Below are 25,137 nucleotides of genomic sequence, written 5' to 3'. Positions count from 1 at the left end.
GGCGTCCTGCTCTCCTCCCGGGGTCAGCGCAGGAGGCTCGCCAGCGGTCCGCCCTCGAGGTCCGCGAGGATCGCCGCGGCGTCCTCGTAGACCGCGACGGCCCCGGCCTCGCGCAGCTCGTGCTCGCCGGTGCCGCCCGACTGCACCGCGACCGTCGCGAGGCCGGCCCGCTCGGCGGCGAGGATGTCCCAGGTCGCGTCGCCGATCATGATCGCGCGATCGATCGAGACGCCGGCGCGCTCGAGCGCGATGCTGATCACATCGGGCGACGGCTTCGCGGTCTCGACGTCCTCGCCGCTCGTCACCGCGTGCACCGCGTCGCCGAGGTCGAGGACGTCGAGCAGGATCTCCAGCTCGTTCTGCGGCGCGGAGGTCGCCAGCACGATGCGGACGCCCTGTCCGGCGAGCGCCCGGATCAGCTCGCGCGCTCCGGGCAGGAGTGCGATCCGAGCGGACGCCTCGGCGTAGTTCTTCGCGTGCAGGCCCTTCACCAGGGTGCGCGCGTCGTCGTCGACGTCGTCCTCGAGGAGCAGGTCGAGCAGCTCCGACGAGTCGGCGCCGATCGCCCGCTGGATCCGCCAGGTCGCGACGTCGAGGTCCGCCTGCCAAAAGGCGCGCGACCACGCCTCCACGTGCAGGAAGTTGGTGTCGGCGAGCGTGCCGTCGATGTCGAAGAGCACGGCGGTCGGTGTCGTGGGCATGTGGTTCGTCCTCTGCTGGTCGTGGAAGCCGAGTGCGGGAGCCGAGTGTCTCACCAGGCCGAAGTGGGAACCCTACGCCTGCGCGCGGGCATCAGCAGGACCCCTTGACTCGTGATCGGCGGGTCCTGACGGGCGACACCGCGGGCGACCTCGTCGGCGAGGACCTCGAGCCGGGCGACGCCCTCGAGATCGCCGGACAGGATCACGCGGTCGTCGCCGAGGTTCACGACGAGGTGCTCGGGCCCGAGTGCCCAGTGCAGTTCGCCGGCGCCCGCGGTGTGCGGGACGATGCTCGCCTTCCTGCCGCGGTCGGCGGACCGGATGCCGATCCGGCCGCGCCACGCGTCGTGGAGGCGGACGAGCAGCGCGTGCAGAGCGGCGACGACCTCCGGGTCCGGCGTCCGAGTGTCGGGGGTGGACTGCGGCGGCTCGCACGGCGGCGGGAGCTCGGCGTCCGCGTCGATCTCGAGGGCGACGCGGAGGGTCGCGCCGCCGGTGGAGCGGTCCCAGGACGCGAGTCGCCGCAGCCTCCGCTGGGAGGGGTCGGGGACGAGGACGCCGCCCTCGCCGATCGCCGGGATCGCGCCGAGCACGGTCTCGTCGACGATCCCGCGCACGACCCCGGTCACCGTGAGTGCGTTGGGCAGAGCCTGGTGGTGCTCCTCCGCGTAGCGAGCCGGACCCGTCGGTCGGGCCGGGTAGCTCAGAAGCGACCACGTGGCACGGTCACCTACCGCGAACGGCGCGCCGCAGCAGTCCATCTCCCAGCCCTCGCGGACGACCTCGATCAGGCGCGTCGAACAAGCGATCACCGATGACCCCCGATTCCGTTCTCTCGCTGAAGACGTCCCCCTTCCGATCCTCGCATCGACACCCTCCCGACCTCAGAACGGCGGTGACTCGTTCTTCACGGCGTCCGGTTCTCTGTCCGGTGCCGCGCGGCCTCTCGGCGGCCCGGTGCGCGCGGGGTGGGTGACGTGCCGCCTGCCGGTCGGGCTCGTCCAGTGCAGGACTCCGGCGGGCCGGTGCTCGACCTGCCAGGTGCTGGTGTGCCGGAGCCTGTGGTGGTGGCGGCAGAGGTGGGCGAGGTTGTCGGCGTCGGTGCGGCCGCCGTGCTGCCACTCGACGCCGTGGTCGACGTCACCCGCGGAGGCCGCGCGCGTGCAGCCGGGGAAGCGGCAGGTCTCGTCGCGGTGCAGCAGGTGGCGCCGCAGATCGGCGGGCACCCGGTACGAGGTGCGTCCCACGGAGAGCACAGCGCCGCTCTCCGGATGGGTGAGGATCCGCGTGAAGGAGGGCGCATCGGCCGCGAGCCGGCGCGCGGTCTCGGGGTTGATCGGCCCGTAGCCCTCGAGGGTGCCGGGCTCGTCGGAGCGGCCGAGGAGCGTGAGGACGGGCACGGTGACGGCGACCCGCGGCCGGATCCCGACGGGGACGGCGGTGCCGGTCGAGCGCCGCTCGGCGCCGTCGGTCTCGCCGTCGATGAGGAGCGCTGCCCCGACGTCCGCCCGCAGCTGCCCGATCGTCCGCTTCTCGCCGGGCAGCTCGCGCAGGGAGCGCGCCGCGCGGTCGATGCGGTCGAAGGCGCCGTGCGCCTCGGGGGCGGGGAGGTGCAGGAGCAGGGTGGCCATGCCGTCGCTCCCGTCGTCGAGCCAGACGTCTCGCCGCGCGGCGCAGCGGCGGTAGCGCTCGGTCGTCGACTCGGGATGCAGTCGCTCCCGCAGAGTCCGGAGGCGACGCTGCAGCTGCGGGGGAGTGCGGTCGGCCGCGACCACGGCGGCCTCCTCGTCGAGGCGCCCGCGCACCTCGGGCGGCAGCTCGGCGGCGGCGCGGAGGATCACCCGCGCGTGCTCGGGCGAGATCAGACCCTCGCGGAGCGCGGCGAGGGTCAGCGGGAGCTCGTTGACGAGCAGCCGGCTCTCCTCGATCAGCCCGGAGACGTGCGCCTCCGACATCCGCAGCGCGGTGGCGAGTTCGGCGACGAGCGCCCGCTGCGCCGCCTCCCGCCGTTCCGCGCGGCTGCGCACCAGCGGATCGACGAGCACCTCGTACGAGGCCGCCGCCGCGAGCCGGGCGCGCTCGACCAGCTCGGCACGCTGCGCCTCCGCTCGCGCCCGGAGCGGATCAGCCGCGCACACCGCATCGACCGCCGAGGCGAGCGCAGCATCCGCGCCCGCGCGCCCTTCGTGGGGTCGCTCCCCGTCCTCGTTCTGAACCATACGAGAACGGTTCCAGAGACCACCGACGCACGGTCGCCTCCTCCGATGGATCGTCGGAGAACTCGCCGAAGTCGTCCCTGTGGAGGAGTGCCCACCCGCTCCTCGCTCTGCCGAGGCGACCTAGGGAGTCACGGCCTCGGAGCGCGAACGTCCTGTCACACCCGCCGCGGCACCGTGAACACCGTCTCCACGCCCGGGGAGTACAGCACCGAGTCCGGTGTCCGCGTCGCCAGCCCCGGGAAGCCCGCGACCTCGAGCAGCCCGTCGTCGAGCGCGAGCAGCTCCGCCCGCTGCAGCGGCCACGGCCGATGCAGGTTGCGGCCGTACCAGGTCGAGCCGAGGTGTCGCTCGTGATAGGCCCAGCGCGAGGTCAGGAAGCCGCCGATCGGGTCCTCGGAGGCGTCGGTGCCGGGGGTCGGCCGCACCACGATCCGCGAGCGCGCGGCGGGATCGCCGATCCGCTCGGTCGTGTAGATGACCGCTCCGTGGCGGTGCTCGATCCCCATCCGCGCCCAGCGGTACGGCAGGCCGAAGACGGCCTGCGCGGTCAGCACCGGGAGCAGGTGCGAGGCCTCGAGCGAGACGAAGACGACCCCGCGTCGCCCGTGCCGGTCGATCGAGTAGAGCCGCACGTTCACCTCGGGGAAGGTCCCCAGCCACGGCACGCGCGGCCCGCCGAGGAACGCCGTCCGCGACAGCCGGAACGGGATGAGGCCCACCCAGGAGGCGCCGTCGTGCTCGTCCGGGCGCACTCCGGGCGGCAGGTGCGGCGCGACCAGCGCCGGGTCGACGCGCCAGTGCAGGAAGGCGGCCTCGGTCCAGCGCTGGCGGAGGATGCGCGGCCCGCCGAGCGCGGGCGCGGAGCGGGTCACGGATTCGACGGAGGTCACGCGGCCATCGTGCTCCCCGCTGCTGCGAACCGGCCTGTGCAGCGCAGTATCGGCGCGCCCCGCGGCATCCGCGGCGCGATTCACCGCCCGGAGCCGGCTCCCGCGAGCTCCACCAGCGCCGCGACCGCGACGCGCACCGGCGCGGACGACGCCACCGACCCGCGCACCACCGCGTGGATCGACCGCAGCGGGCGCGGCCGCACCAGCGGCACCGCCACGAGCCCGGCCGGCAGGGGCTGGGCGGCCAGCGCCGGCAGCACCGTGAGCCCCATCCCCGCCGCCACGAAGGCGACCGCCGTCACGTGATCGTTCGCCTGCACGTGGAAGCGCGGCGTGAACCCCGCCGCCGCGCAGGCGTCGACGAGGGTCCGGCGGCACCAGCCGGTCGGCAGGTCGTTGTCGACCCAGCGGTCGCCTGCGATCTCGGCCAGCTCGATCTCGGCGCGCCCGGCGAGCGGATGCGACCGGTCCAGCACGGCGAGGTACGGGTCGTCGATCAGATGGTGCGCCGTGAACCCGGGGGAGTCCGCCGACCCGCCCGGCTCGGCGACCAGCAGCTGCACGTCCGGCCGCTCCGCCGGGTCCTCCGCCACCTCCTCGCCCAGGCGCAGATCGAGTGCCAGCTGCGGGAAGCCGGCGATCAGCCGCCGCGCGACCTCGGGCATCCATGCGCTGCCGACGGAGGCGAAGTAGGTCATGGAGAGTCGCCCGGCCCGGCCCGCGCGCAGGTCGGCGACGACCGCCTCCGCCTCGCCGAGCCGCTCCAGCACCCGGTCGGCCTGCTCGGCGAGGGTGCGGCCCGCGGCGGTCGGCCGGACCCCGCGACCGACCCGCTCGAGCAGGGTCAGCCCGGTCTCGCGCTGCAGCGCGGCGAGGTGCTGACTGATCGCCGAGGGCGTGTAGCCGAGCGACGACGCGGCGCCGACGATCGAACCGGCCGCGACGACGGCGCGGAGGACGCGGAGGCGCTGGACGTCGAGCATGCGCCGACCCTAGCGACCATGAAGCCGCACTGCACGATCCGGTAGAACCGTGGACTGGTGCTGACGCCCGCCGCCCCGCCACGATGAGTCCATGACGAGCACCGCGCCCTCCCGCACCACCGCCGCCCCGAGCCGCCGCGACGCGGTCCTGCTCTGGTCGGCGATCGCGGTGACGGTGCTGCTCTGGGCCTCGGCCTTCGTCGGGATCCGCTTCGCCGCGGACGACTTCGGCCCAGGCACGCTCACCCTCGGCCGGATCGTCGTCGGCTCGATCGCGCTGACGGTGGTGCGTCTCGTGATCACGGCGCGCCGCCGCGGCGACCGGCCGGAGCGCAGCCGGGTGCCGCGCGGCCGGATCCTCCTGCTCGTGCTCGTCTGGGGCGTCGCCTGGTTCGGCGTCTACAACCTCGCGCTCAACGCGGCCGAGCGGCACGTCGACGCCGGCACCGCGGCGCTCCTGGTCAACATCGCGCCGATGATCACCGCGGTCCTCGCGGGCCTCCTCCTCGGCGAGGGCTTCCCCCGGCGGCTGCTCGGCGGCATGGCGGTGGCGCTCGCCGGAGTCGCGGTGATCGCGTTCTCGACCTCCTCCGGGCAGTTCGACGTGATCGGCGTCGTCCTCGGCCTCGCCGCAGCGGTCCTCTACGGCAGCGCCGCGACGCTGCAGAAGCGCCTGCTCGGGCACGTCGACGCGATGACGATGACCTGGATCGGCTGCCTGGCCGCGACCGTCGCCTGCCTGCCGTTCGCCCCGGAGCTGCTCGCCTCGCTGCAGGCCGCGCCCGCCTCCTCGATCGCCGCCGTCGTCTACCTCGGCGTCTTCCCGACGGCCGTCGCTTTCACCACCTGGGGCTACGTCCTCTCCCGCTCCAGCGCCGGCCGCACCGCCGCCACCACCTACGCGGTCCCGGCCGTCGTGGTGCTGCTGTCCTGGCTCCTGCTCGCCGAGACCCCGCCGGCCGCCGCGCTGATCGGCGGCGCGATCGCGCTGGCCGGAGTCGCGGTCGCCACGCTCCGGCGGCGGCCCGCGGGAGTCTGAGGGAGCGCTCACTCCCCGGCGATATGCTGGGGCCACGTTCGTCCAGTCGGCGCCGAGCGCCGGTCACGGTGCGCGCCCGTTACGGTGAGGATCCCCCGATGACCGAGGCCCTGCAGCCGCCCCAGAACGCCCTCTCGCTCACGCCGCCCGAGCCCGTCGCCGCCGTCGCGACCACCTCGGCGCCGTCGATCGCGCCGAAGGTGCCCGAGCAGGCGCTGCCCGGGCTCGAGGCGAAGGTCGACGGCTACCTCGCGTCGCTGATGTCCGCGGAGGCGCGCAGCCCCGAGTTCGCGGCGAAGGCCAACGACATCCGCACGATGGGCGACGCCGACATCCGCTCGGCCGCCGACTCCTCCAACCGCCTGCTGAAGACGCCCGTCCGGGCGCTGCAGGAGGGCGGGCTCTCCGAGGGCTCGACCATCGGCAAGACGCTGCTGGAGCTGCGCCGCACGGTCGAGGACCTCGACCCCTCCGAGGACAACATCCAGAAGAAGATCCTCGGCTTCATCCCCTTCGGCAACAAGATCACCGACTACTTCCGCCGCTACGAGAGCGCGCAGTCGCACCTCAACGCGATCATCCAGGCGCTCTACGACGGCCAGGACGAGCTCCGGAAGGACAACGCGGCGCTGAACCTGGAGAAGCAGAACCTCTGGGACACGATGACGCGCCTCAACGAGTACATCTACGTCGCCGAGCGCCTCGACGTGAAGCTGTCCGCGAAGATCGCCGAGCTCGACGCGACAGACCCGGACCGCGCCCGGGCGCTGCGCGAGGACGTCCTTTTCTACGCGCGTCAGAAGCACCAGGACCTGCTGACCCAGCTGGCCGTCTCGATCCAGGGCTACCTGGCGATCGACGTGGTGATCAAGAACAACGTCGAGCTGATCAAGGGCGTCGACCGCGCGACCACGACGACCGTGTCGGCGCTGCGCACGGCGGTCATCGTCGCGCAGGCGCTCGCCAACCAGCGGCTCGTGCTCGACCAGATCACGGCGCTCAACACGACGACCTCGAACATGATCGAGGCCACCTCGCGGATGCTCGCCGAGCAGTCCGCGAGCATCCAGTCGCAGGCGGCGTCGGCGACGGTCGGGCTCCCGCAGCTGCAGGCCGCGTTCGCGAACATCTACCAGACCATGGACTCGATCTCGGACTTCAAGATCAAGGCGCTCGACAGCATGGCGCAGACCGTCGGCGTGCTCCAGGTCGAGACCGCGAAGGCCGGCGAGTACGTCGAGCGGGCCCGCCGCAGCAACTCCGACATCGACGCGGCCTCCTCGCTCGATCTCGGCCGCTAGCCGATGGGCTGGCTCTCCCGCCTGTTCGGCGGCACCGAACCGGTGCCGGAGGAGACCGCGCCCGCACTCCCGCGCGTGCCGTCCAGCGACGACATCCTCGCCGCGCTCGACCGGGTCGCCGCGGAGACCGCGGGCAAGGTCCCGGCGATCGTCGCGGCCCGCATCCGCCGGGTCGACGAGACGGTGCGCGAGATGGTGCCGCGCCTGGACCGCCTCGGCGGGATGAGCCGGCAGGGCCACACCGTCGTCGCGACGGCCACCAGCTACCTGCCCGAGGCGGTCGAGGGCTATCTGCGCCTGCCGCGCGACTTCGCCGACCGCCGCGCCGTCTACAAGGGGAAGACCTCGCTGATGATCCTCTGCGACCAGCTCGACCTGCTCGGGGGCACCCTCGACCGGATCTCCGACGCCGTCTCGCGGCAGGACGCCTCGGCGCTGATCGCGCACGGGCAGTTCCTCGCCGAGAAGTTCACGGAGTCGTCGCTGTCGAGCGGGCTCGACGCGCCGCCCGCGTCCTCGAGCCCCACCGCTCCCGGCTCGCTGACCCCGCCGAGCGCCTCGTGAGCACGCTGCCGGCGTCGCTCGACGCGCTCGTCCTGGTCGGATCCGCGGCCGGGCTCGACGGCGCCGCCGTGCGCGCCGAGGGCGCCCGGCTCGCGGCGGCGGTCGCCGAGTCGATCACCGGGGCCGGGCAGGACTGGCTCGCCGAGACCGGGACGACCGGCGGCTTCGAGGCGTTCTTCACCGCGGCGTCGAGCGCGCGGCGCTGGCGCAGCTCGCCGACCGACCTGCTCGCAGGGCTGGTCGCGGCGCGGTCGGAGCAGGCCGGGGCGTACGCGCGGGCGCTGACCGAGGTCGTGTCCGCGGCGAGCGCGCTAGGGGAGCCGGGCATCGGCGGGATCGCGGCGGCGTCGGCGACGGCGGCGGCGCAGCTGGGGGCGGTGCAGGGAGCAGCGGCTTCGCCGGCCGGGTCCTCCGCACCCGACCTCCCACGCGACCTTCCCGCCGGAGTCCCCGGGGTCGACGAGATCCTCGCGCGGCTGCGGCGGACCGAGCACGACGGGCCGCAGGACGAGCCGGGGCCTGCCGCCGCCGCGCCGCCCGCCTCTCCCGAGCCGGAAGCCGAGCCCGAGCCGGTCGAGCCGCCGGAGGCGATCGAGGACCTGCTCGCCGAGCTCGACGCGCTGATCGGCCTCGACCGGGTGAAGAGCGAGATCAAGCGGCAGACCCAGCTGCTCCGGATCGACACCCTGCGCCAGGCCGCGGGGCTGACCACGCCGACGCTCACCCGGCACCTCGTCTTCACCGGCAACCCCGGCACCGGCAAGACCACCGTCGCGCGGCTCGTCTCGCGCATCTACCGCTCGCTCGGCATCCTCTCGAAGGGCGTGCTCGTCGAGGTCGACCGCTCGGAGCTGGTGGCCGGCTACCTCGGCCAGACCTCGATGAAGACCGCCGAGGTGATCGCCTCGGCCCGCGGCGGCGTGCTCTTCATCGACGAGGCCTACGCGCTCGCGCTCGACCAGTACGGCGCGGAGGCGGTGACCACCCTGGTCAAGGACATGGAGGACCACCGCGGCGACCTGGTCGTCATCGTCGCGGGCTACTCCGGGCCGATGCAGGGCTTCCTCGACACCAACCCCGGGCTCGCGAGCCGCTTCTCCACCACCATCGACTTCGCGGACTACAGCGACGAGGAGCTGTCCGCGATCTTCGCGCGCCTCGCCGCCGCCGCCGATTTCACCCCGACGGAGGAGGCGGTCGCCGCCTTCGCCGACGTCGCCGCGGCGCAGGAGCGCACCGAGGCGTTCGGCAACGGGCGCTGGGTGCGCAACGTGCTCGACGCGGCCATCGCGCGTCACGCCTGGCGCCTGCGCGACACCGAGGAGCCGACGCTCGACGAGCTGCGGACCCTGGAGGCGGAGGACGTCGTGGAGGCGGAGCTGCCGGACGCGGAGTCCCCCGCAGCGGAGTCCGAGACCGACGCATCGACCGAGGAGATCGCATGAGCATCGCCACTGCCGCGCCGCCGGCTCCGCCCGCACCCGCGCAGACTGCGCCGGCCGCTCGGCGGCCGAACCTCCTCGCCCGCGCGACCTCGACCACTCCGCGCACCCTCCGCCTGCTGCTGGTGCTCACCGCGCTCGCTGCCGTGCTGTTCGGTGTCTTCGCCCAGCAGGCCGCGTCGCTGCAGGCGCGCGCCGCGCAGGAGGCCCGCGAGCAGGCCGCCCAGCTGATCGGCGTGCAGGACGTGCGGAATCTGCTCGTCGACGCCAACGCGATCGCGGCGAACACCTTCCTGGTCGGCGGACTCGAGCCCGCGGAGCAGCGGCAGACCTACGTGGACAACCTCGCCGGCGCGTCCTCGCGGATCGCCCGGCTCGCCGCGACGCAGCCCGACGACGCCGAGACCCTCGCCAAGGTCGCCACCAAGCTGACCACCTACAGCGGGCTGATCGAGCAGGCCCGCGCCAACAACCGGCAGGGCTTCCCGGTCGGCTCCGCGTACCTCGACCAGGCCTCGGCGCAGCTGACCGATGCCGAGAAGGGGATCCTCACGGATCTCAACGGGCTGGTCACCCGCGGGGCGGACCGCGTCGCCGCCGCCTACGACACCGTGCGCTTCAGCGTGCTGCTGCTGATCGGCTCGCTCGCGATGCTGCTCCTGCTCATCGCGGCGCAGGTCTGGCTGGCGCGCAGGACGCACCGCTACCTCAACCGCCCGCTCGCCACCGCCACCGGGCTGCTGCTGCTGGTCGGGATCGGCGGCGCGCTCGTGCTCGGCTCGATCGCGGGGCGTGCGGCGGCGGTGCGCGCCGAGCCGTACCAGGCGACGCTCGTCGTCTCGCAGGCGCTCACCGCGGCGAGCGACGCGAAGTCGCTGGAGAGCTTCACGCTGATCAAGCGCGGCTCGGGAGCGGCCCTCGAGGCGGAGTTCCAGGCGGCGGCGAAGGACGCGGGGGACCGGCTGCAGGCCGGAGTCGACGACGGCATCGTCGACGGGGCGCTGCTGACGGAGCTGAACGCGTGGCTGGACCTGCATGCGGCGATCCGCGATCAGGACGACGGCGGGAACTGGGACGACGCGGTGGACCTCGCCACCGCCACCGGGGACGGCACCGCCAACGGCGCGTTCACCGCTTTCGCGAACGATGCGCGCACGGCGATCGTCGACGACACGACCACGACCCGGACCGAACTCGACGACGGGAGCGCGACCGCCTCGATCGCCTCCTGGATCCTGCTCGCCGCCGGCCTGGTGGGCGCCCTGCTCGCCTGGCGCGGCGTCGCGCAGCGACTGGAGGAGTACCGATGACCCGCCTCAGCACCCTGCGCACGGGCGCCGTCGCGCTCCTGCTCGGCACCGTGCTCGCCGTCTCCGGCTGCACCAGCGGCGCGAGCGACCTCGGCAGCATCACCGAGGCGGCCACGCCGACCCCCACGGCGTCCGCGCCGTCGACCGCCGCTCCGGCCACCGCGGAGTGCTCGCCGTCCGCGGTCACCTCCTACGCGCCGACCGGCGTCACCGACAGCACCCGGCTCGCCCAGATCCGTGACGCGGGCACCCTCCGCGTCGGCGTCTCGGCCGACACCCTGCTGATGAGCTCGCGGAACCCGCTCACCGGCACGATCGAGGGCTTCGACATCGACATCGCCCACGAGATCGCCCGCGCGATCCTCGGGAACCCCGACGCGATCGAGTTCGTCGTGATCACCTCGGCTCAGCGCCTGCCCGCCCTCAGCGGCGACGCGGCGACGCCGCAGGTCGACCTGGTTGCCCGCACCCTGACGATGACCTGCGATCGCTGGAGCAGCATCGCCTTCTCCTCCGAGTACTACGCCGCGGGGCTGAAGGTGCTCGTCTCGGAGAAGAACAAGGCCAAGAGCATCGACGAGCTGGCCGGCGCGAGGGTCTGCGCGCCGCGGAGCACAACCACGCTCAGCCGGCTGGAGAGCGATTACCCCGACCTGGAGGCGGTCGCCGCCGACACGCACACCCAGTGTCTCGCGCAGTTCCAGGAGGGCTCCGTCGACGCCATCGCGGGCGACGACACGATCCTCGCCGGCTTCGTCGCGCAGGACCCGTACGCCAAGGTCATCGGCGACCAGCTCAGCTCCGAGCCCTACGGCCTCGGGATGCCGGCCGGCGACACCGACTACGTGCGCTTCGTCAACGCGGCGCTCGAGAGCATCCGCGCGGACGGCCGCTGGCAGAGCATCTACCAGCGCTGGCTCGGCGATCTCGGCACGGCGACGCCGCCCGCCGCCGTGTACGGGCGCTGATGGCGGCCGGGACGAGCGCGCAGGGGGTCTCGGGAGCGGGAGTCTCGGAGGGGACGCCCGTCGCTCCGGGGCGCCTGGGCGAGGCGATCCCGCAGCGTGCGCTCTTCGACTACCTCGCTCAGCTCGGCCGCTGGCTGGAGCGGACGACCCGCGAGCTCTCGCGGCTCGACGCCGCCGCGCTCGCCTCGCCGCAGGCCGACAGCTACACCGCCGACGTCGTCCTCGCGCAGTCGCTGCGCGAGTCCGTCACCCGGCGGCTGGCCGAGCTCGAGGTCGTCTGGGACTCCGGCCGCGTCGACGCCGTCGCCCGCGAGCGGATGTCGCAGCTGATCTGGGGACGGCTGGACTCCTCCGGCTCGGGCGGGAGCGCCGCCGTCTCGCTGGTCGAGGCCGTCCGGCTCTGCGACGCCGTCATCGGCCAGCTGAAGTCGCGCCTCGAGCTCGACCCGAGCGGCACCGACGTCGCCGGCCGGATCGTCGGGGTGCGCGCCGAGATCGAGCGCTGCCGCGACCTCACCCGCGACGCGCGCGGCACCGTCGACCAGGCCGCCGCCCAGCGCGTCGCGGTGCTCCGCTCGCGGCTGGACGCCCTCGCCGAGAAGGCCGGCCGCGGCGCCGACGTCTCCGGCCCGCTCGGCCAGCTGGAGAGCGACTCCGCCCGGCTGGAGCGCGACTTGATCATCGCCGCCTCCGAGCGCCGCGGACTCGAGCACGACCGGGTCCGCGCCCGCGAGCTGGCCGCCGCCGCGGAGCTGCGCGAGGCACCGCTGCGCGAGCTCGTCGCCCGCTGCCGCCGCGAGATCGCGGATCCGCCCCGCCTCGCGGTGCCCGACGTCTCGCGCCTCGGCGAGCCGCCGACCGGCCGGGAGGCGCTCGACGCGCACCTCGCCCGCCTCACCGCCGTCGGCCGGGCGTTCGACGCCGTCGAGGCCGCCTACACCTCGCCGCTGCGCGAGCGGGCCGCCCTCGGCTTCCGGCTGCGGGCCCTGCGCGAGCGCGCCGCCGCCAACGGCCGGGCCGCGTCGCCCGTCGGAGTCGCGGCCGACGCCGAGGTCCGCGCCGCGCTCGACGCGGTGCCCTGCTCGGTGCCGCTCGCCCGCCACCTGGTGGAGCAGTACGACGTGGTCACCCGCGACCTGCCCACCGCCCCGTCTCCCTCGCACCACCGGAAGGCCAGCTCATGAACGGCGACCCCTGCACCTCGACCCCGGGCTGCACCGGCGTCATCGAGGACGGCTACTGCAACGTCTGCGGGCTGCCGGCGGAGGCGCCGGCCGTCGCGGTGTCCGCTCCCACCGCGCGCCGCCCCGCTCCCGCGTCCGGCCCCACTCCTACTCCCGCCACCGCCTCCGCCGCCTTCGGCACCGGCTTCGCCGAGGGCGCGCCGAACGCGCAGGCCCCCGTCGGATCGAGCACCGAGGAGGCGGCCACCGCCCGCAGCGGCCGCACCTCCTCCGCCCGCCTCGCGACCGCCGCGCTCGGCTCGGCCCGCACGGCGCAGACCGGCTCGAAGACCACCCGCCGCGTCGGCACCACCTCCACCCGCCTGCGCGGGCCGCGGCTCGGCGCCGGGCTGACGACCGTCCCCTCGCGCCCCGCCGCCGATCCGATGGCCGCGCTGATGAAGGAGGCGGTGCTCCCCGAGCGCAAGCGCTTCTGCTCCAACTGCGGCACCGCGGTCGGCCGCGGCCGCGACGGCAAGCCCGGCCGCACCGAGGGCTTCTGCCCGAACTGCCGCACCCCGTTCAGCTTCACGCCGCAGCTCGCGAAGGGCGACGTCGTCGGCGGCCAGTACGAGGTCGTCGGCTGCCTCGCCTACGGCGGTCTCGGCTGGATCTACCTCGCCCGCGACCGCAACGTCTCCGGCCGCTGGGTCGTGCTCAAGGGCCTGCTGAACTCCGGCGACCCGGACGCGTACGCCGCGGCGGTGACGGAGCGGCAGTACCTCGCCGAGGTCGAGCACCCGCTGATCGTCGAGATCTACAACTTCGTCCTGCACGAGGGCGCCGGCTACATCGTGATGGAGTACGTCGGCGGTCCGAGCCTCAAGCAGATCCTGCAGGAGCGCCGCGACGCGAACGGCGGCTCCGCGGATCCGCTGCCCGTCGACCAGGCGCTCGCCTTCGTCCTCGAGGTGATGCCCGCCTTCGCCTACCTGCACGACCACGGACTGCTCTACTGCGACTTCAAGCCGGACAACATGATCCAGGTCGGCGACCAGGTGAAGCTGATCGACCTGGGCGGCGTGCGCCGCGCCGACGACGAGGAGTCGGCGATCTACGGCACCGTCGGCTACCAGGCGCCCGAGGTGCCCGAGCTCGGGCCGTCGATCGCCTCCGACGTCTACACGATCGGGCGGACGATCGCCTCGCTCGTCCTCGACTTCCGCGGCAACCAGACCACCTACGTCGCGTCGCTGCCGCCGGTGTCCGAGACGCCGCTGTTCCAGAAGTACGACTCGTTCTACCGGCTGGTCGCGAAGGCCTGCGCGCCCGACCCTCAGGACCGGTTCGCCACCGTCGACGAGATGCGCGGGCAGCTGCTCGGCGTGCTGCGCGAGGTCGTCGCGACCGACCGCGGGCCGGGGCACCCCGCGCTGCACTCGACCGAGTCGGCGCTCTTCGAGGCGCCCGTCGCCGACGTGGTCGACCGCCCGCTGCCCTGGGACGCCCTGCCGGGGCTCAAGACCGACGAGTCCGACCCGGCCCGCGCCTGGCTCGCGGGCGTCAACGTCGCCGACCCGATCGTCCGGCTGCGCGCGCTCGCGCTCGCGCCGACCGTGACCGTCGAGGTGCGGCTCGCCCGGGCCCGCGCGGCGATCGAGGCCGAGCGCTGGGAGGACGTCGCCCGCGCGACCGGCGAGATCCTCACCGAGGACCCGTGGGAGTGGCGCGCGGTCTGGATGAGCGGGCTGGCCCAGCTCGCCCGCCATGACGACATCGGCGCCCGCGCCTCGTTCAACACCGTCTACGGTCAGGTGCCGGGCGAGCTCGCCCCCAAGCTCGCGCTCGCCGCGGCCTGCGAGTCGAGCGGCGAGCCCGAGGTGGCGGAGTCGCTCTACGTGATCTGCGCCCGCGCCGACGCCAACTACACCGCGCCCGCCGCCTTCGGCCTCGCCCGGGTCCGGCAGCACCGGGCCGACCTCGACGGCGCGCTCGACGCGCTCGACATCGTCACACCGACCCGCTCCTCCTACGTCGACGCCCGCCGCCGCCGCGCCGAGCTGCTGGCCGGCTCGGGGCGCGGACTGCCGGCGCTGTCCGCGGCGCTCGCCAGTGTCGACACCGTCGCGATCGACGCGCGCACCCGGCTCGAGCTGACGACGGGGGTGCTGGAGTCGGCGCTCGAGCTGGTCCAGCGCGACGGGCCCGCCGAGGGAGCGACCATCGGCGGGATCGACGCCACCGAGCCCGCCCTCCGCGACGGTCTCGAGACCTCCTACCGCTCGCTCGCGGCCGCCACCCGCGAGAAGCAGGAGCGCCTGCGCCTCGTCGACCGGGCGAACGCCGTGCGCCGCTGGACGCTGACGTGAGCGAGGCGAGCGACGTGAGCGGGGAGAGTTCCGTGAGTGCCGCGCTGTCCACGCCCTGCCCGAACTGCGGCGAGCCGGTCTCGACCGGCGACGCCTTCTGCGAGGCCTGCGGGACGACGCTGATCGTCCCGGCCGCCGCGGCCGCCCCGCCCGCCGCCGGATCCGAGGGCCCGACCGCCTGCCTGCACTGCGGGGGAGCGATCGCCGACGACGGCTACTGCGAGCAGTGCGGTCAGCGCGCCCCGACCGAGCGCGAGCACTGGGCGGAGGCGCCGCACCCGCTGGTCGGCGGCGTCTGCGACCGCGGGATCCGCCACGCGGCCAACGAGGACGCGATGGCGATCGGCGCGACCGCCGGCGAGGACGGCGGGCTGCGGACCGCGCTGCTGGTGGTCTGCGACGGCGTCTCCTCGACCCCCGACTCCGACGCCGCCTCGCTCGCCGCGGCCCGCGCCGCACTGAGTGCGCTGCGCAGCGAGGTCGGCGGCGAGGTGCACGGCGCCGAGCGCTGGGGCGCGCTGCTGCAGATGGCGGTCGCGCGCGCCTCCGGAGCGATCGACGCCGCGGTGCCGGAGAAGCGCGACAACCCGCCCTCCTGCACCTTCACCGCGGCGATCCTCGACGGCGCGCTGCTGGTCACCGGCAACGTCGGCGACAGCCGCAGCTACTGGATCCCCGACGCGGGCCCCGCCCGGCAGCTGACCGTCGACGACTCCTGGGCGCAGGAGCAGATCGCCTCGGGCGTGCCCCGCGCCGAGGCCGAGTCCGCGCCCGACGCGCACGCCATCACCAAGTGGCTGGGCGCCGACGCGCACGACGAGTCGCCGACCCTGGGCTCCACGGTGCTCGACGAGCCGGGCTGGGTGCTCGTCTGCTCCGACGGCCTGTGGAACTACGCCTCGCCCGCCGAGGAGCTCGCGGCCGTCCTGCACGACGCGGTCGCCCGCGTCGGCGACGACCCGGTCGCGCTGGCGGAGGCCCTCGTCGCCTGGGCGAACGAGCGCGGCGGCCAGGACAACATCACGGCGGCCCTGGCGCGCTTCGCGCCGGCGGCGGAGGCCGCGCCGCCGCCTTCCCTGCTGATCGAGTAGGCCGCGCAGCGGCCGTATCGAGATCCCCCCGCCGTGCCGCTCCGTCCATCCGAGGTGCCGGTGCCTGGACACATCCGCTCCCCGCGTCCGCGCCGTTCCCGCCTACCCTCGACCCCATGAGCATCGCCGAGTCGCCCGCCACCTCGCTGTCCACCGTCGGCCACTGGATCGACGGCGCAGCCTCACCCTCGTCGTCCGGCCGCACCGCGCCGGTCTACGACCCCGCGCTCGGTGTCGCGACCAAGGAGGTCGCGCTGGCCGACGCCGCCGAGATCGATGCGGCCGTCGCCTCCGCCAAGGCCGCGTTCCCCGCCTGGCGCGACACCTCGCTCGCCAAGCGCCAGCAGATCGTCTTCAGGTTCCGCGAGCTGCTCGAGGCCAAGAAGGGCGAGCTCGCCGAGATCATCACCTCCGAGCACGGCAAGGTCCTCTCCGACGCGATGGGCGAGATCACCCGCGGTCAGGAGGTCGTCGAGTTCGCGACCGGCCTCGCGCACCACCTCAAGGGCGAGTACTCCGAGCAGGTCTCGACCGGCGTCGACGTCTACTCCGTGAAGCAGCCGCTCGGCGTCGTCGGCATCATCAGCCCCTTCAACTTCCCCGCGATGGTGCCGATGTGGTTCTTCCCCATCGCGATCGCCGCCGGCAACACGGTGGTCGTGAAGCCGTCCGAGAAGGACCCGTCGTCGGCGATCTGGCTCGGCGCGCTCTGGAAGGAGGCCGGTCTCCCCGATGGCGTCTTCACCGTCCTGAACGGCGACAAGGTCGCGGTCGACGGGCTCCTCGAGCACCCGGACGTGAAGTCGATCTCCTTCGTCGGCTCCACCCCGATCGCCCAGTACGTCTACGAGACCGGCACCCGCAACGGCAAGCGCGTCCAGGCGCTCGGCGGGGCGAAGAACCACATGCTCGTGCTGCCCGACGCGGACCTCGACCTCGTCGCGGACTCCGCCATCAACGCGGGCTTCGGCTCGGCGGGGGAGCGCTGCATGGCGATCTCGGTCGTCGTCGCCGTCGAGCCGGTCGCGGACGAGCTGATCGCGAAGATCCAGGAGCGCGCCGCGACCCTGCGCATCGGCGACGGGCGTCGCGGCTGCGACATGGGACCCCTGGTCACCGAGGCGCACCGCGACAAGGTCGCCTCCTACATCGCGATCGCGGAGGAGGACGGCGCGAAGGTCGTCGTCGACGGCCGCGGCATCGAGGTCGACGGCGACGAGAACGGCTTCTGGCTCGGCCCGACCCTGCTCGACGACGTCCCGATCACCTCGAAGGCCTACACCGAGGAGATCTTCGGACCGGTCCTCTCCATCGTCCGGGTGCAGTCCTACGAGGAGGGCGTCGCCCTGATCAACAACGGCGCCTTCGGCAACGGGACCGCGATCTTCACCAACGACGGCGGGGCGGCCCGCCGATTCCAGAACGAGGTCGAGGTCGGGATGATCGGCATCAACGTGCCGATCCCGGTGCCGGTGGCGACGTTCTCGTTCGGCGGCTGGAAGTCGTCCCTGTTCGGCGACACGAAGGCCCACGGCGCGGAGGGTGTGCGGTTCTTCACGCAGCAGAAGGCCATCACCTCGCGCTGGCTCGACCCGTCGCACGGCGGCATCAACCTCGGCTTCCCGCAGAACTGAGCCGGGCCGCGAGATGCCACTTATGAGCGACTTCTACGGCGTGTCCTGCTCATAAGTGGCATCTCGCGGGGCCACCGCACACCGACCATCGCAAGGTCGAGCGCAACCGGCGAATCGCGTGTCAGCGATTCGTCGTGGGCGGACGTGCGTCGCTCTGCGGGGCGTCCCCCTCTCGCTCGGCCGACCGCGGCCGATCGACGACGGAGGAGGAGACCGGCGCCGAGAAGCACAGCGCCAGCCACAGCTCGGTGCGCGCATCCACATCGTCCAGGTCGACACCCAGCGCCCGCTCGACAGCCGTGACGCGGTTCCGCAGCGTGTGCCGGTGCACGCCGAGCTCGCGGGCGGCCGGCTCCCAGGCGCCGTTGCAGCGGAGCCAGACGCGGGCGCTCTCGAGCAGCACGCCGCCCTCGGGGCTGAGCAGCGGCGCGAGCAGCCGCCGCGCGAGCGGCTCGGCACCCGCCGCCGTGAGCAGGCCGCGCATCCCCTGCGCCGACACGTCCTCGAAGCGGAGCAGCGGATGCTCCGCCGTCGCCCGGTCGGCTGCGCGCCGCGCCTCCACCAGCCCCCGCTCCAGCTCGGCCCAGGCGATCGGCGCCGAGGACCCCGCCTGTGCAGTGTGCCGCTCCAGCACCCCCGCGATCAGCGCCAGATCCTCCGCACCCGTGATCACCACGAGGGCTCCGTCGCGCTCGGCGAAGAACAGCCGCGCCCCGTTCTCCTCCGCGAACACCTCCAGCTCGTCGAGCAGCGAGTCGCCGCGCACCGGCTCGCTCAGCACGCTCACGCGGACCGGCTCGGCGGGCAGCGTGCCCCAGAGCTGCCGCGCCGTGCGGGCCGCGACGTCGAAGGCCCCGGCGACGAGCAGCTCGAGCAGACCCGAGCGCAGCTGCCGCCGCGAGGTGTCGAGGGCGCGCCGCTGCTCGAGGGCGATGCTCGCGAGCCCGATGACGCTCGCCACCAGGTCGTTGCCGGCCGGATCCAGGGGAGTGCCGGTGCCGACCGCGAGCACCCCGCGCAGGTGGTCGCGCTGCCCGAGAGTCTGCAGGGTGACGCCGCCGCCGTCGTCGAGGCGGAGCCCCGCGCGGCTGCCCCGCGCGAGCGCCTGGCGCACGGCCGCGGCGACCGAGCGCTCCGCCGCCTCCGGCACGTCGAGCCGGGTCGGCAGGTGCACCCGCTGGCCGACCGCGTCGTAGAGCGCGACCCAGCAGTCCAGCTGGCGCTCCAGCTCCGAGAGGATCGCCGCGAGGCCGTCCGGGCGCAGCGCCGCCCGCGCGACCCGGCGCTGCGCCTCCAGCGACCACTCCAGTCGCTCACGCTGCTCGCGCGAGATGACGTCCGCGACGAAGCGGATGATCCCCATGAACGGCGTCAGATCGGCGACCTCGAGCAGCGGCAGCCCCTGCCGCGCGCAGGCCGCGACGAGGGGAGCGGGCACCTCGTCGTGCACGATGCCGGTCGCGAAGCCGAGGGCGCGGATGCCCCGGCCGCGCAGGCGCGCGACGTACGCCTCCGAGAAGTCGGCGCCCTGCGTCCCGGGAGCCTGCTCGAAGTGCACCCCGTCGGTGAGCAGCAGCTGCCCCGACTCGAGCCACGGCGTCGGATCGACGAGGTCGGAGGAGTGCGCCCAGACCAGTGGAGCGTCGAGGGCCGCCTCGTTGTGCACGCCCGCGAGGACGTGGAGGCGGAAGGCCGGCTCGGCGAGCAGATCGCGGACGGTCGCGGGCACGGGCGGCTCCCTCGGGATTCGACGTTCTGTCCATCGTAGGGCGGTGGCTTCGACAAAGCGGGCCGCCCGCGACGGGCCCCCGCGCGGCACGATGGAGGCATGACGCTCTCGGACACGACCTCCTCGGACACGACTCCCACCGGCAGCACCAACGCCTCCGTCACCGCCGCCGACCGCTCACGGGTCTTCCACTCCTGGTCCGCGCAGGGCGCGCTCAACCCGCTGCCGATCGCCGGCGGCCTCGGCGCCGAGGTCTGGGACGTCGACGGCACCCGCTACCTCGACTTCTCCAGCCAGCTCGTGAACGTCAACATCGGCTACCAGCACCCCAAGGTCGTCGCCGCGATCCAGGCGCAGGCGGCGGTGCTCACCACCGTCGGCCCGGCCTTCGCGAACGAGACCCGGGCCGAGGCGGCGCGCCTGATCACCGAGCGCGCGCCCGAGGGCTTCGAGAAGGTCTTCTTCACCAACGGCGGCGCGGACGCCAACGAGAACGCGATCCGGATGGCGCGCCTCTACACCGGTCGCGACAAGATCGTCTCCTTCTACCGCTCGTACCACGGCAACACCGGCGCCGCGATCGTCTCCACCGGAGACTGGCGCCGCATCCCCAACGAGTACGCCCGCGGGCACGTGCACGCCTTCGGCCCCTACCTCTACCGCTCCGAGTTCTGGGCCGAGACGCCCGAGCAGGAGTGCGAGCGCGCGCTGCACCACCTCGAGCGCGTCGTGCAGGCCGAGGGCCCGGAGTCGATCGCGGCGCTGCTGCTCGAGACCATCCCCGGCACGGCCGGCATCCTCACGCCGCCGCCCGGCTACCTCGTCGGCGTGCGGGCGCTCGCCGACCGCTACGGCATCCTGCTGATCCTCGACGAGGTGATGGCCGGCTTCGGCCGCACCGGCGAGTGGTTCGCGTTCGACGCGTTCGACGTCCGGCCCGACCTGATCACCTTCGCCAAGGGCGTCAACTCCGGCTACGTGCCGATCGGCGGCGTCCTCATCGACGACCCGATCGCACACCACTTCGACGAGCGCGTCTTCCCCGGCGGGCTGACCTACTCCGGCCACCCGCTCGCCGCGGCGAGCGTCGTCGCGACCCTCGAGGCCATGGCGGAGGAGGGCATCGTCGACAACGCGAAGACCATCGGCTCCGAGCACCTCGCCCCCGGCCTGGCCGCCCTCGAGGCGAAGCACGACCTGATCGGCGAGGTCCGCGGCTCCGGCGTCTTCTGGGCGCTCGAGCTGGTCACCGACCGCGCCACCCGCGAGCCGCTGCCCGCCGCCGCCGTCGGCCGCCTGAAGGCGGACCTGCTCTCCCGGGGCCTCCTGCCCTTCACCGCTGACAACCGCATCCATGTCGTCCCGCCCGCCGTGGTCACCCCCGCCGAGGTCGCCCGCGGCCTCGCGATCCTCGACGACGCCCTGACCGCCTTCAGCGGCTGACGCGCGGGTCTCGATACGCCGCTGCGCGGCTACTCGACCAGCATGCTGCGACCCGTCGCCGAACCAGCCGGCCACGCACGAGCCGTATCCGGGAATCCGCGTCCCAGCGGATTCCCGTCGGCGCACGCACCGGGGTGCGAAACCCACCCCGCGCAGTGCCGACCGCGAGACGCCGCTCCGCGGCGTCTCAGGAAGCGGAGTGCAGCGCGAACGCCGTCACGAATCCGAGGACGGCGTACAGCCCGGTCAGCACATCGTCCCGGTCGAACGCCTCCGGGATCATCGTGTTCGAGATCATCGCGAGGATCGCGCCGGCCGCGACCGTGGTGACGAACGCCACGACCGCTCCGGGCGCGCTCGCGAAGACGAGGAAGCCGACGAGCGCGGCGATCGCGGACAGCGCCGCGATGCCGCCCCAGACGGTGAAGACGTAGCGGGCGGAGCGCCCGTCGGTCTTCATCCCGACGGTGGAGGAGAGCCCCTCGGGCAGGTTCGAGATCGCCACGGCGGCCACGATCGGCACGCTGATCGCCGCTCCCGCACCGCCCTGCGCCACGGAGAGGCCGAGCACGATCGACTCGGGGATCCCGTCGATCAGCGCGCCCGCGGCGATGGCGGTGCCGCCGCCCGCGGAGCCGGAGCCCTTCGCGCTCTTGCGATTCCCGGCGCCGGCGCGGGTGAGCAGCGCGTCCGCCCCGACGAAGACCACGGCACCGGCGAGCGTGCCGAGGATCGTCGGCAGCAGTCCGCCGTCGTCGGCCGCCTCCTGCACGAGCTCGTAAGCGAGCGCCGAGATGAGCACGCCCGCGCCGAACGCCGAGATCGCGGCGGTCAGCTTGGGCGGGACGCGGACGAACCAGGCGAGCGCCGCTCCGACGAGGAGGGTCGCTCCGCCGATGGCGCCGCTGAGCAGCGCGAGGGACCAGGGAAGCACGGCGCCCAGCCTGCCAGGCGGACGCGGGCCGCGGACCGGGGTTGACGGAGCTCGGGCACGCGCGACTGAGCGCGCTCGTTCTGGTCGAGCGCGCGGCTGAGCGCGCTCATGCTGGTCGAGTAGCCCCGGAGGGGCGTATCGAGACCCACCGTCGCCAGCACGGTGGGTCCAGGGGCTCGTCCTCCGACATGGCCTTCTCAGCACCGCTCCGAGACGTACCCCTCGTCGCCGGGCGTCAGCAGGTCGCGGTCGCGCAGCAGCACGCCGATGCCGTCGCCGCGTGCGCACGCCCGCGCGAACACCGCGTCCGCGTCGTCGACGTCCGTGTACTCCACCTCGTAGACCCGCTCGCCGTAGACGTCCGTGTAGGCGTCGCACTCCGTGAACACCTCGCACTCCTCCGTGATCGCGAAGTCGAAGCCGAGCGCGCGCATCTCCTCCGCGCGCTCGGCCGCGTTCTTCTGCCCGATCGCGAGCCCGGCCCGGTGCGCCGCCTCGACGAGGTCCCGCGCGAAGGCGGCCGTGTCGTCGTCGGTCAGCAGCGCCTCCGAGCGGGTGGCGGAGTCGAGGTTGTCGGCCTCGACGGCGTCGAAGCCGCTCTCGGCGCAGCCCTCGAGCCACGGCCCGACCGCCTCGAGCAGCGCCTCCCGCTTCGCCGCCGTCGACACGTCGAGGAGCGTCTCGTCCGGCCAGTCCGGATCGGTGATCGGCTCGCCGTCCACGTCCCGCAGCAGCAGCTCGGGGCGCGCTGCCCACTCCTCCTCCTCGCCGGGCTGCGTCTGGAAGGCGTTGACGTAGCAGACCGAGTACACGCCGGGCGCGGGCTCGGCCTCGCGGTCGCGGACGACGAGCTCGACGCCGTCGGCCGGCGGGTAGCTGCCGCCGAGCTGATAGTCGAAGCCCGCGCCCGCCGGGGGAGGGGCCGGCTGTCCGACGGTTGCTGCGCATCCGGCGAGGAGAAGGGCGGTCGCGGCCAGGCAGCACAATAAACTGGCCGAATGGCGGAGTTCAGCGCGAGTGTCTTTCAGAACGAGTTCCTCTCGGACGGCGCGACGGATGTGCACGCGATCGTGACGGTGACCGCCTCCGGCACCGGCGCGGCCGGCAGCGACGGAGCGGCCGCCGAGATCATCATCGTCGACTGCTCGGGGTCGATGACCGGCGAGAACATGACCGCGGCCAAGCGCGCCGCCGCCGTGGCGGTCGACCAGATCCTCGACGGCACCTTCTTCGCCGTCGTCGCCGGCTCCGAGCGCGCCGACCGCGCCTTCCCGTACCCGAACGCCTCCGTCTCGATGGTGCGGATGGAGCCGGGCGCCCGGGCGGCCGCGAAGGAGGCCATCGGCTTCCTCCAGGCCGACGGCGGCACCGCGATGGGCACCTGGCTGACCCTCGCCCGCCAGCTCTTCTCCAGCGTCCCCGAGGCGAAGCAGCGGCACGCCATCCTGCTCACCGACGGCAAGAACGAGCACGAGTCGCGGATGCAGCTCGACGCGGCGATCCGCGCGGCCGGCGGCGTCTTCCAGTGCGACGTCCGCGGCGTCGGCTCCCGCTGGGTCGTCGAGGAGGCGCGCACCATCGCCAGCGCGCTGCTCGGCACCGTGGGCCTGATCGCGAACCCGGCCGACATGGCCGCCGACTTCGAGCAGCTGATCCAGGCGTCCATGGGCCGCGGAGTCGCCGACGGCGAGCTGCGCGTCTGGACCCCGCAGGGCTCGCAGCTGCTCTTCGTCCGCCAGGTCGCGCCGAACCTCGAGGACCTCAGCTCCCGTCGCACCTCGGTCAACCCGCTGACCGGCTCCTACCCGACCGGCGCCTGGGGCGACGAGTCGCGGGAGTACCACGTGGCCGTCCGCGTCGCCTCGAAGCCGGTCGGCGCCGAGCAGCTGGCCGCCCGCGTGCAGCTCAGCGTGCGCGACGAGGTCGTCGCCTCCGCGCTGGTCAAGGCCCGATGGACGGACGACTCCGCACTCACCGCCCGGATCGACCCGGCGGTCGCGCACTACACCGGCCAGACCGAGCTCGCCTCGGCGATCCAGGACGGCCTCGCCGCGAAGGCCGTCGGCGACGACGCCACCGCGACCGTGAAGCTCGGCCGTGCCGTGCAGCTCGCCGCCGCGACCGGCAACGACGAGGCGACCGCGAAGCTGCGCAAGGTCGTCGAGATCGACGACCCGAACGAGGGGACGGTGCGGCTGAAGCGCGGCGTCGCCCGCCTGGACGAGATGGCGCTCGACACCGCCTCGACGAAGACCACGCGGGTGCGCAAGTGAGCTACCGCTGCCCCGAGGGGCACACCTCCCAGTCCGGCGACTACTGCGACGTCTGCGGTGCGCCGATCGCGCCCGCAGCGCCGTCCGCCCCCGCGCCCCGCGCCGCCGACCCGACCACGGCGATCCCGACCGGTCCCGCCGTCTGCCCGAACTGCTCGTACCCCAACGAGGCCGGCGCGCTGTTCTGCGAGAACTGCGGCTACGACTTCACCACCGGCTCGCTGCCCGAGGCCGACCCGTTCACCGAGTCCGGCGCCGTCCGTGCACCCGGCGAGGTCGGCGGCTCCGCCACGCCGGCCGGTGATCCGGCCGCCCACCCGGGCGAGGCGCCCGCGCCGGCCGCTCCCGGTGCGCCGCCCGCGCTCGTCCCGGAGGAGGAGGCCGGCTTCGACGTGCCCGTCGCCACCGCGCCGCCGACCGCGCCCGCCACGGAGGTCCTCTCCGAGGTCACCGGGAGCACGCCGACGGCAGCACCCGCCGCCCCCGCGGCTGCGGAGGAGGACGACCCCTGGATCGCCGAGATCTGGGTCGACCCCGACTGGTACGCGGAGCAGCGCGCCGAGGACCCGATGCCCTCCGGCGGCCCGCCGACGATCGTCGTGCTCCGCGAGCGCTCCGTGCTCGTCGGCCGGCCCTCCGTCTCGCGCGGCATCTCGCCGCAGATCGACTGCGGCACCGACTCCGGCGTCTCCCGCCGCCACTGCCAGCTCAACACCGACGGCTACCGCTGGTGGGTCGAAGACCTGCAGTCCGCGAACGGCACCTACCTCGCCGCGGCCGGCGCCCCGCTGCCGCAGACCCCGATCCCCACCGGCCAGCGCCGCGAGATCGAGGAGGGCGACCGCGTCTACGTCGGCGCCTGGACCCGCATCGTCCTCCGCCAGGCCCTCCCGGGCGAGGCCTGACCGGCCGCTTGCATGCTGATCGAGTAGCCCGCGCAGCGGGCGTATCGAGATCCACCGTCACCGAGAGCTGAGCCGTCGGGCCTGCGTTCTGAAGTCGGTGGGTCTCGATACGCCGCTGCGCGGCTACTCGACCAGCATGCAAGGCGGCCGTTGCGCGGCTGCTCCACCAGCATGTGCGG

Annotated in this window: 21 protein-coding genes; 13 read left to right on the top strand and 8 right to left on the bottom strand. The window is 74.0% G+C overall.

Going from position 1 to position 25,137, the window contains the following annotated elements; all coding sequences use genetic code 11:
- Nucleotides 1-23: 23 nt before the first annotated feature.
- The 5 genes from MT353_RS04480 to MT353_RS04460 form a co-directional block, all read right to left on the bottom strand.
- Nucleotides 24-701: an HAD family hydrolase gene (locus tag MT353_RS04480; RefSeq protein WP_243600475.1), complete on the bottom strand. Its 678-nt coding sequence runs from the start codon at nt 699-701 to the stop codon at nt 24-26.
- Between the two features lie 50 nt (nt 702-751).
- Nucleotides 752-1,513: a DUF6578 domain-containing protein gene (locus MT353_RS04475; protein WP_308197505.1), complete on the bottom strand. Its 762-nt coding sequence runs from the start codon at nt 1,511-1,513 to the stop codon at nt 752-754.
- A 72-nt stretch (nt 1,514-1,585) separates the two neighbouring features.
- Nucleotides 1,586-2,920, bottom strand: coding sequence for an HNH endonuclease signature motif containing protein (locus tag MT353_RS04470; protein WP_243623689.1), 1,335 nt, complete (start codon nt 2,918-2,920; stop codon nt 1,586-1,588).
- A 155-nt stretch (nt 2,921-3,075) separates the two neighbouring features.
- On the bottom strand, nt 3,076-3,810 hold the full coding sequence (locus tag MT353_RS04465) for a YqjF family protein (RefSeq protein WP_243600478.1): 735 nt from the start codon (nt 3,808-3,810) through the stop codon (nt 3,076-3,078).
- Nucleotides 3,811-3,890: 80 nt separating this feature from the next.
- Nucleotides 3,891-4,793, bottom strand: coding sequence for a LysR family transcriptional regulator (locus MT353_RS04460; RefSeq protein WP_243600479.1), 903 nt, complete (start codon nt 4,791-4,793; stop codon nt 3,891-3,893).
- Between the two features lie 91 nt (nt 4,794-4,884).
- On the opposite strand from MT353_RS04460, the gene MT353_RS04455 reads away from it, so the two are divergent.
- The 10 genes from MT353_RS04455 (at nt 4,885) to MT353_RS04410 (ending at nt 17,674) form a co-directional block, all read left to right on the top strand.
- On the top strand, nt 4,885-5,832 hold the full coding sequence (locus MT353_RS04455; protein WP_243623688.1) for a DMT family transporter: 948 nt from the start codon (nt 4,885-4,887) through the stop codon (nt 5,830-5,832).
- Nucleotides 5,833-5,930: 98 nt separating this feature from the next.
- A complete protein-coding gene (locus tag MT353_RS04450; protein ID WP_123444926.1) occupies nt 5,931-7,133 on the top strand; it encodes a toxic anion resistance protein in 1,203 nt (400 codons plus the stop codon).
- Between the two features lie 3 nt (nt 7,134-7,136).
- Nucleotides 7,137-7,697 (top strand): hypothetical protein, encoded by a 561-nt coding sequence (locus tag MT353_RS04445; protein WP_243623687.1) that lies wholly within the window; start codon nt 7,137-7,139, stop codon nt 7,695-7,697.
- Complete coding sequence (locus MT353_RS04440) at nt 7,694-9,142, top strand: AAA family ATPase (protein WP_243623686.1); 1,449 nt, start codon at nt 7,694-7,696, stop codon at nt 9,140-9,142. The genes MT353_RS04445 and MT353_RS04440 overlap by 4 nt, the downstream gene beginning before the upstream one ends.
- A complete protein-coding gene (locus tag MT353_RS04435) occupies nt 9,139-10,449 on the top strand; it encodes a hypothetical protein (protein WP_243623685.1) in 1,311 nt (436 codons plus the stop codon). The genes MT353_RS04440 and MT353_RS04435 overlap by 4 nt, the downstream gene beginning before the upstream one ends.
- Nucleotides 10,446-11,417: a glutamate ABC transporter substrate-binding protein gene (locus tag MT353_RS04430; RefSeq protein WP_243623684.1), complete on the top strand. Its 972-nt coding sequence runs from the start codon at nt 10,446-10,448 to the stop codon at nt 11,415-11,417. The genes MT353_RS04435 and MT353_RS04430 overlap by 4 nt, the downstream gene beginning before the upstream one ends.
- On the top strand, nt 11,417-12,601 hold the full coding sequence (locus MT353_RS04425) for a hypothetical protein (protein WP_243623683.1): 1,185 nt from the start codon (nt 11,417-11,419) through the stop codon (nt 12,599-12,601). Before MT353_RS04430 ends, MT353_RS04425 begins: the two co-directional genes overlap by 1 nt.
- The gene (locus MT353_RS04420; RefSeq protein WP_243623682.1) at nt 12,598-14,949 is read left to right on the top strand and encodes a serine/threonine-protein kinase; all 2,352 of its coding nucleotides are present in this window, start codon (nt 12,598-12,600) and stop codon (nt 14,947-14,949) included. Before MT353_RS04425 ends, MT353_RS04420 begins: the two co-directional genes overlap by 4 nt.
- A 32-nt stretch (nt 14,950-14,981) precedes the next feature.
- Nucleotides 14,982-16,040: a PP2C family serine/threonine-protein phosphatase gene (locus MT353_RS04415; protein ID WP_243623681.1), complete on the top strand. Its 1,059-nt coding sequence runs from the start codon at nt 14,982-14,984 to the stop codon at nt 16,038-16,040.
- 116 nt (nt 16,041-16,156) lie between these two features.
- Entirely contained in the window at nt 16,157-17,674 is a 1,518-nt protein-coding gene (locus MT353_RS04410) for a CoA-acylating methylmalonate-semialdehyde dehydrogenase (RefSeq protein ID WP_243623680.1), read from the top strand.
- Nucleotides 17,675-17,795: 121 nt separating this feature from the next.
- Here the strand turns inward: MT353_RS04410 and MT353_RS04405 are convergent, their stop codons facing one another.
- Nucleotides 17,796-19,403 carry a PucR family transcriptional regulator gene (locus tag MT353_RS04405; RefSeq protein WP_243623679.1) on the bottom strand — a complete coding sequence of 536 codons (1,608 nt, stop codon included), beginning with the start codon at nt 19,401-19,403 and terminating at the stop codon, nt 17,796-17,798.
- A 99-nt stretch (nt 19,404-19,502) separates the two neighbouring features.
- Between MT353_RS04405 and MT353_RS04400 the strand changes: the two genes are divergently transcribed.
- The gene (locus MT353_RS04400) at nt 19,503-20,846 is read left to right on the top strand and encodes an aspartate aminotransferase family protein (protein WP_243623678.1); all 1,344 of its coding nucleotides are present in this window, start codon (nt 19,503-19,505) and stop codon (nt 20,844-20,846) included.
- A gap of 187 nt (nt 20,847-21,033) precedes the next feature.
- On the opposite strand, the gene MT353_RS04395 is transcribed toward MT353_RS04400, so the two are convergent.
- Both MT353_RS04395 and MT353_RS04390 read right to left on the bottom strand, forming a co-directional pair.
- Nucleotides 21,034-21,780, bottom strand: coding sequence for a ZIP family metal transporter (locus MT353_RS04395; RefSeq protein ID WP_243623677.1), 747 nt, complete (start codon nt 21,778-21,780; stop codon nt 21,034-21,036).
- Nucleotides 21,781-21,977: 197 nt separating this feature from the next.
- Nucleotides 21,978-22,766, bottom strand: a complete 789-nt coding sequence (locus tag MT353_RS04390) for an endo alpha-1,4 polygalactosaminidase (protein ID WP_243623676.1) — start codon at nt 22,764-22,766, stop codon at nt 21,978-21,980.
- Between the two features lie 12 nt (nt 22,767-22,778).
- Here MT353_RS04390 and MT353_RS04385 point away from each other — a divergent pair, with 12 nt between their 5' ends.
- Nucleotides 22,779-24,053, top strand: a complete 1,275-nt coding sequence (locus MT353_RS04385; protein ID WP_127885848.1) for a VWA domain-containing protein — start codon at nt 22,779-22,781, stop codon at nt 24,051-24,053.
- On the top strand, nt 24,050-24,958 hold the full coding sequence (locus MT353_RS21870; RefSeq protein ID WP_243623675.1) for an FHA domain-containing protein: 909 nt from the start codon (nt 24,050-24,052) through the stop codon (nt 24,956-24,958). Before MT353_RS04385 ends, MT353_RS21870 begins: the two co-directional genes overlap by 4 nt.
- Nucleotides 24,959-25,137 lie beyond the last annotated feature (179 nt).

This window comes from Rathayibacter sp. VKM Ac-2927 (genome assembly GCF_022815525.1).
Classification (GTDB): domain Bacteria; phylum Actinomycetota; class Actinomycetes; order Actinomycetales; family Microbacteriaceae; genus Rathayibacter; species Rathayibacter festucae.
Note: the sequence above shows the minus strand (reverse complement) of the source record. Positions and strands in the feature narration are given on the sequence as shown.

Coding starts and splice junctions, on each gene's coding strand:
- MT353_RS04480 (WP_243600475.1), bottom strand. CDS start 701: ATGCCCACGACACCGACCGCCGTGCTCTTCGACATCGACGGCACGCTC.
- MT353_RS04470 (WP_243623689.1), bottom strand. CDS start 2,920: ATGGTTCAGAACGAGGACGGGGAGCGACCCCACGAAGGGCGCGCGGGC.
- MT353_RS04460 (WP_243600479.1), bottom strand. CDS start 4,793: ATGCTCGACGTCCAGCGCCTCCGCGTCCTCCGCGCCGTCGTCGCGGCC.
- MT353_RS04455 (WP_243623688.1), top strand. CDS start 4,885: ATGACGAGCACCGCGCCCTCCCGCACCACCGCCGCCCCGAGCCGCCGC.
- MT353_RS04450 (WP_123444926.1), top strand. CDS start 5,931: ATGACCGAGGCCCTGCAGCCGCCCCAGAACGCCCTCTCGCTCACGCCG.
- MT353_RS04445 (WP_243623687.1), top strand. CDS start 7,137: ATGGGCTGGCTCTCCCGCCTGTTCGGCGGCACCGAACCGGTGCCGGAG.
- MT353_RS04435 (WP_243623685.1), top strand. CDS start 9,139: ATGAGCATCGCCACTGCCGCGCCGCCGGCTCCGCCCGCACCCGCGCAG.
- MT353_RS04430 (WP_243623684.1), top strand. CDS start 10,446: ATGACCCGCCTCAGCACCCTGCGCACGGGCGCCGTCGCGCTCCTGCTC.
- MT353_RS04425 (WP_243623683.1), top strand. CDS start 11,417: ATGGCGGCCGGGACGAGCGCGCAGGGGGTCTCGGGAGCGGGAGTCTCG.
- MT353_RS04420 (WP_243623682.1), top strand. CDS start 12,598: ATGAACGGCGACCCCTGCACCTCGACCCCGGGCTGCACCGGCGTCATC.
- MT353_RS04410 (WP_243623680.1), top strand. CDS start 16,157: ATGAGCATCGCCGAGTCGCCCGCCACCTCGCTGTCCACCGTCGGCCAC.
- MT353_RS04400 (WP_243623678.1), top strand. CDS start 19,503: ATGACGCTCTCGGACACGACCTCCTCGGACACGACTCCCACCGGCAGC.
- MT353_RS04385 (WP_127885848.1), top strand. CDS start 22,779: ATGGCGGAGTTCAGCGCGAGTGTCTTTCAGAACGAGTTCCTCTCGGAC.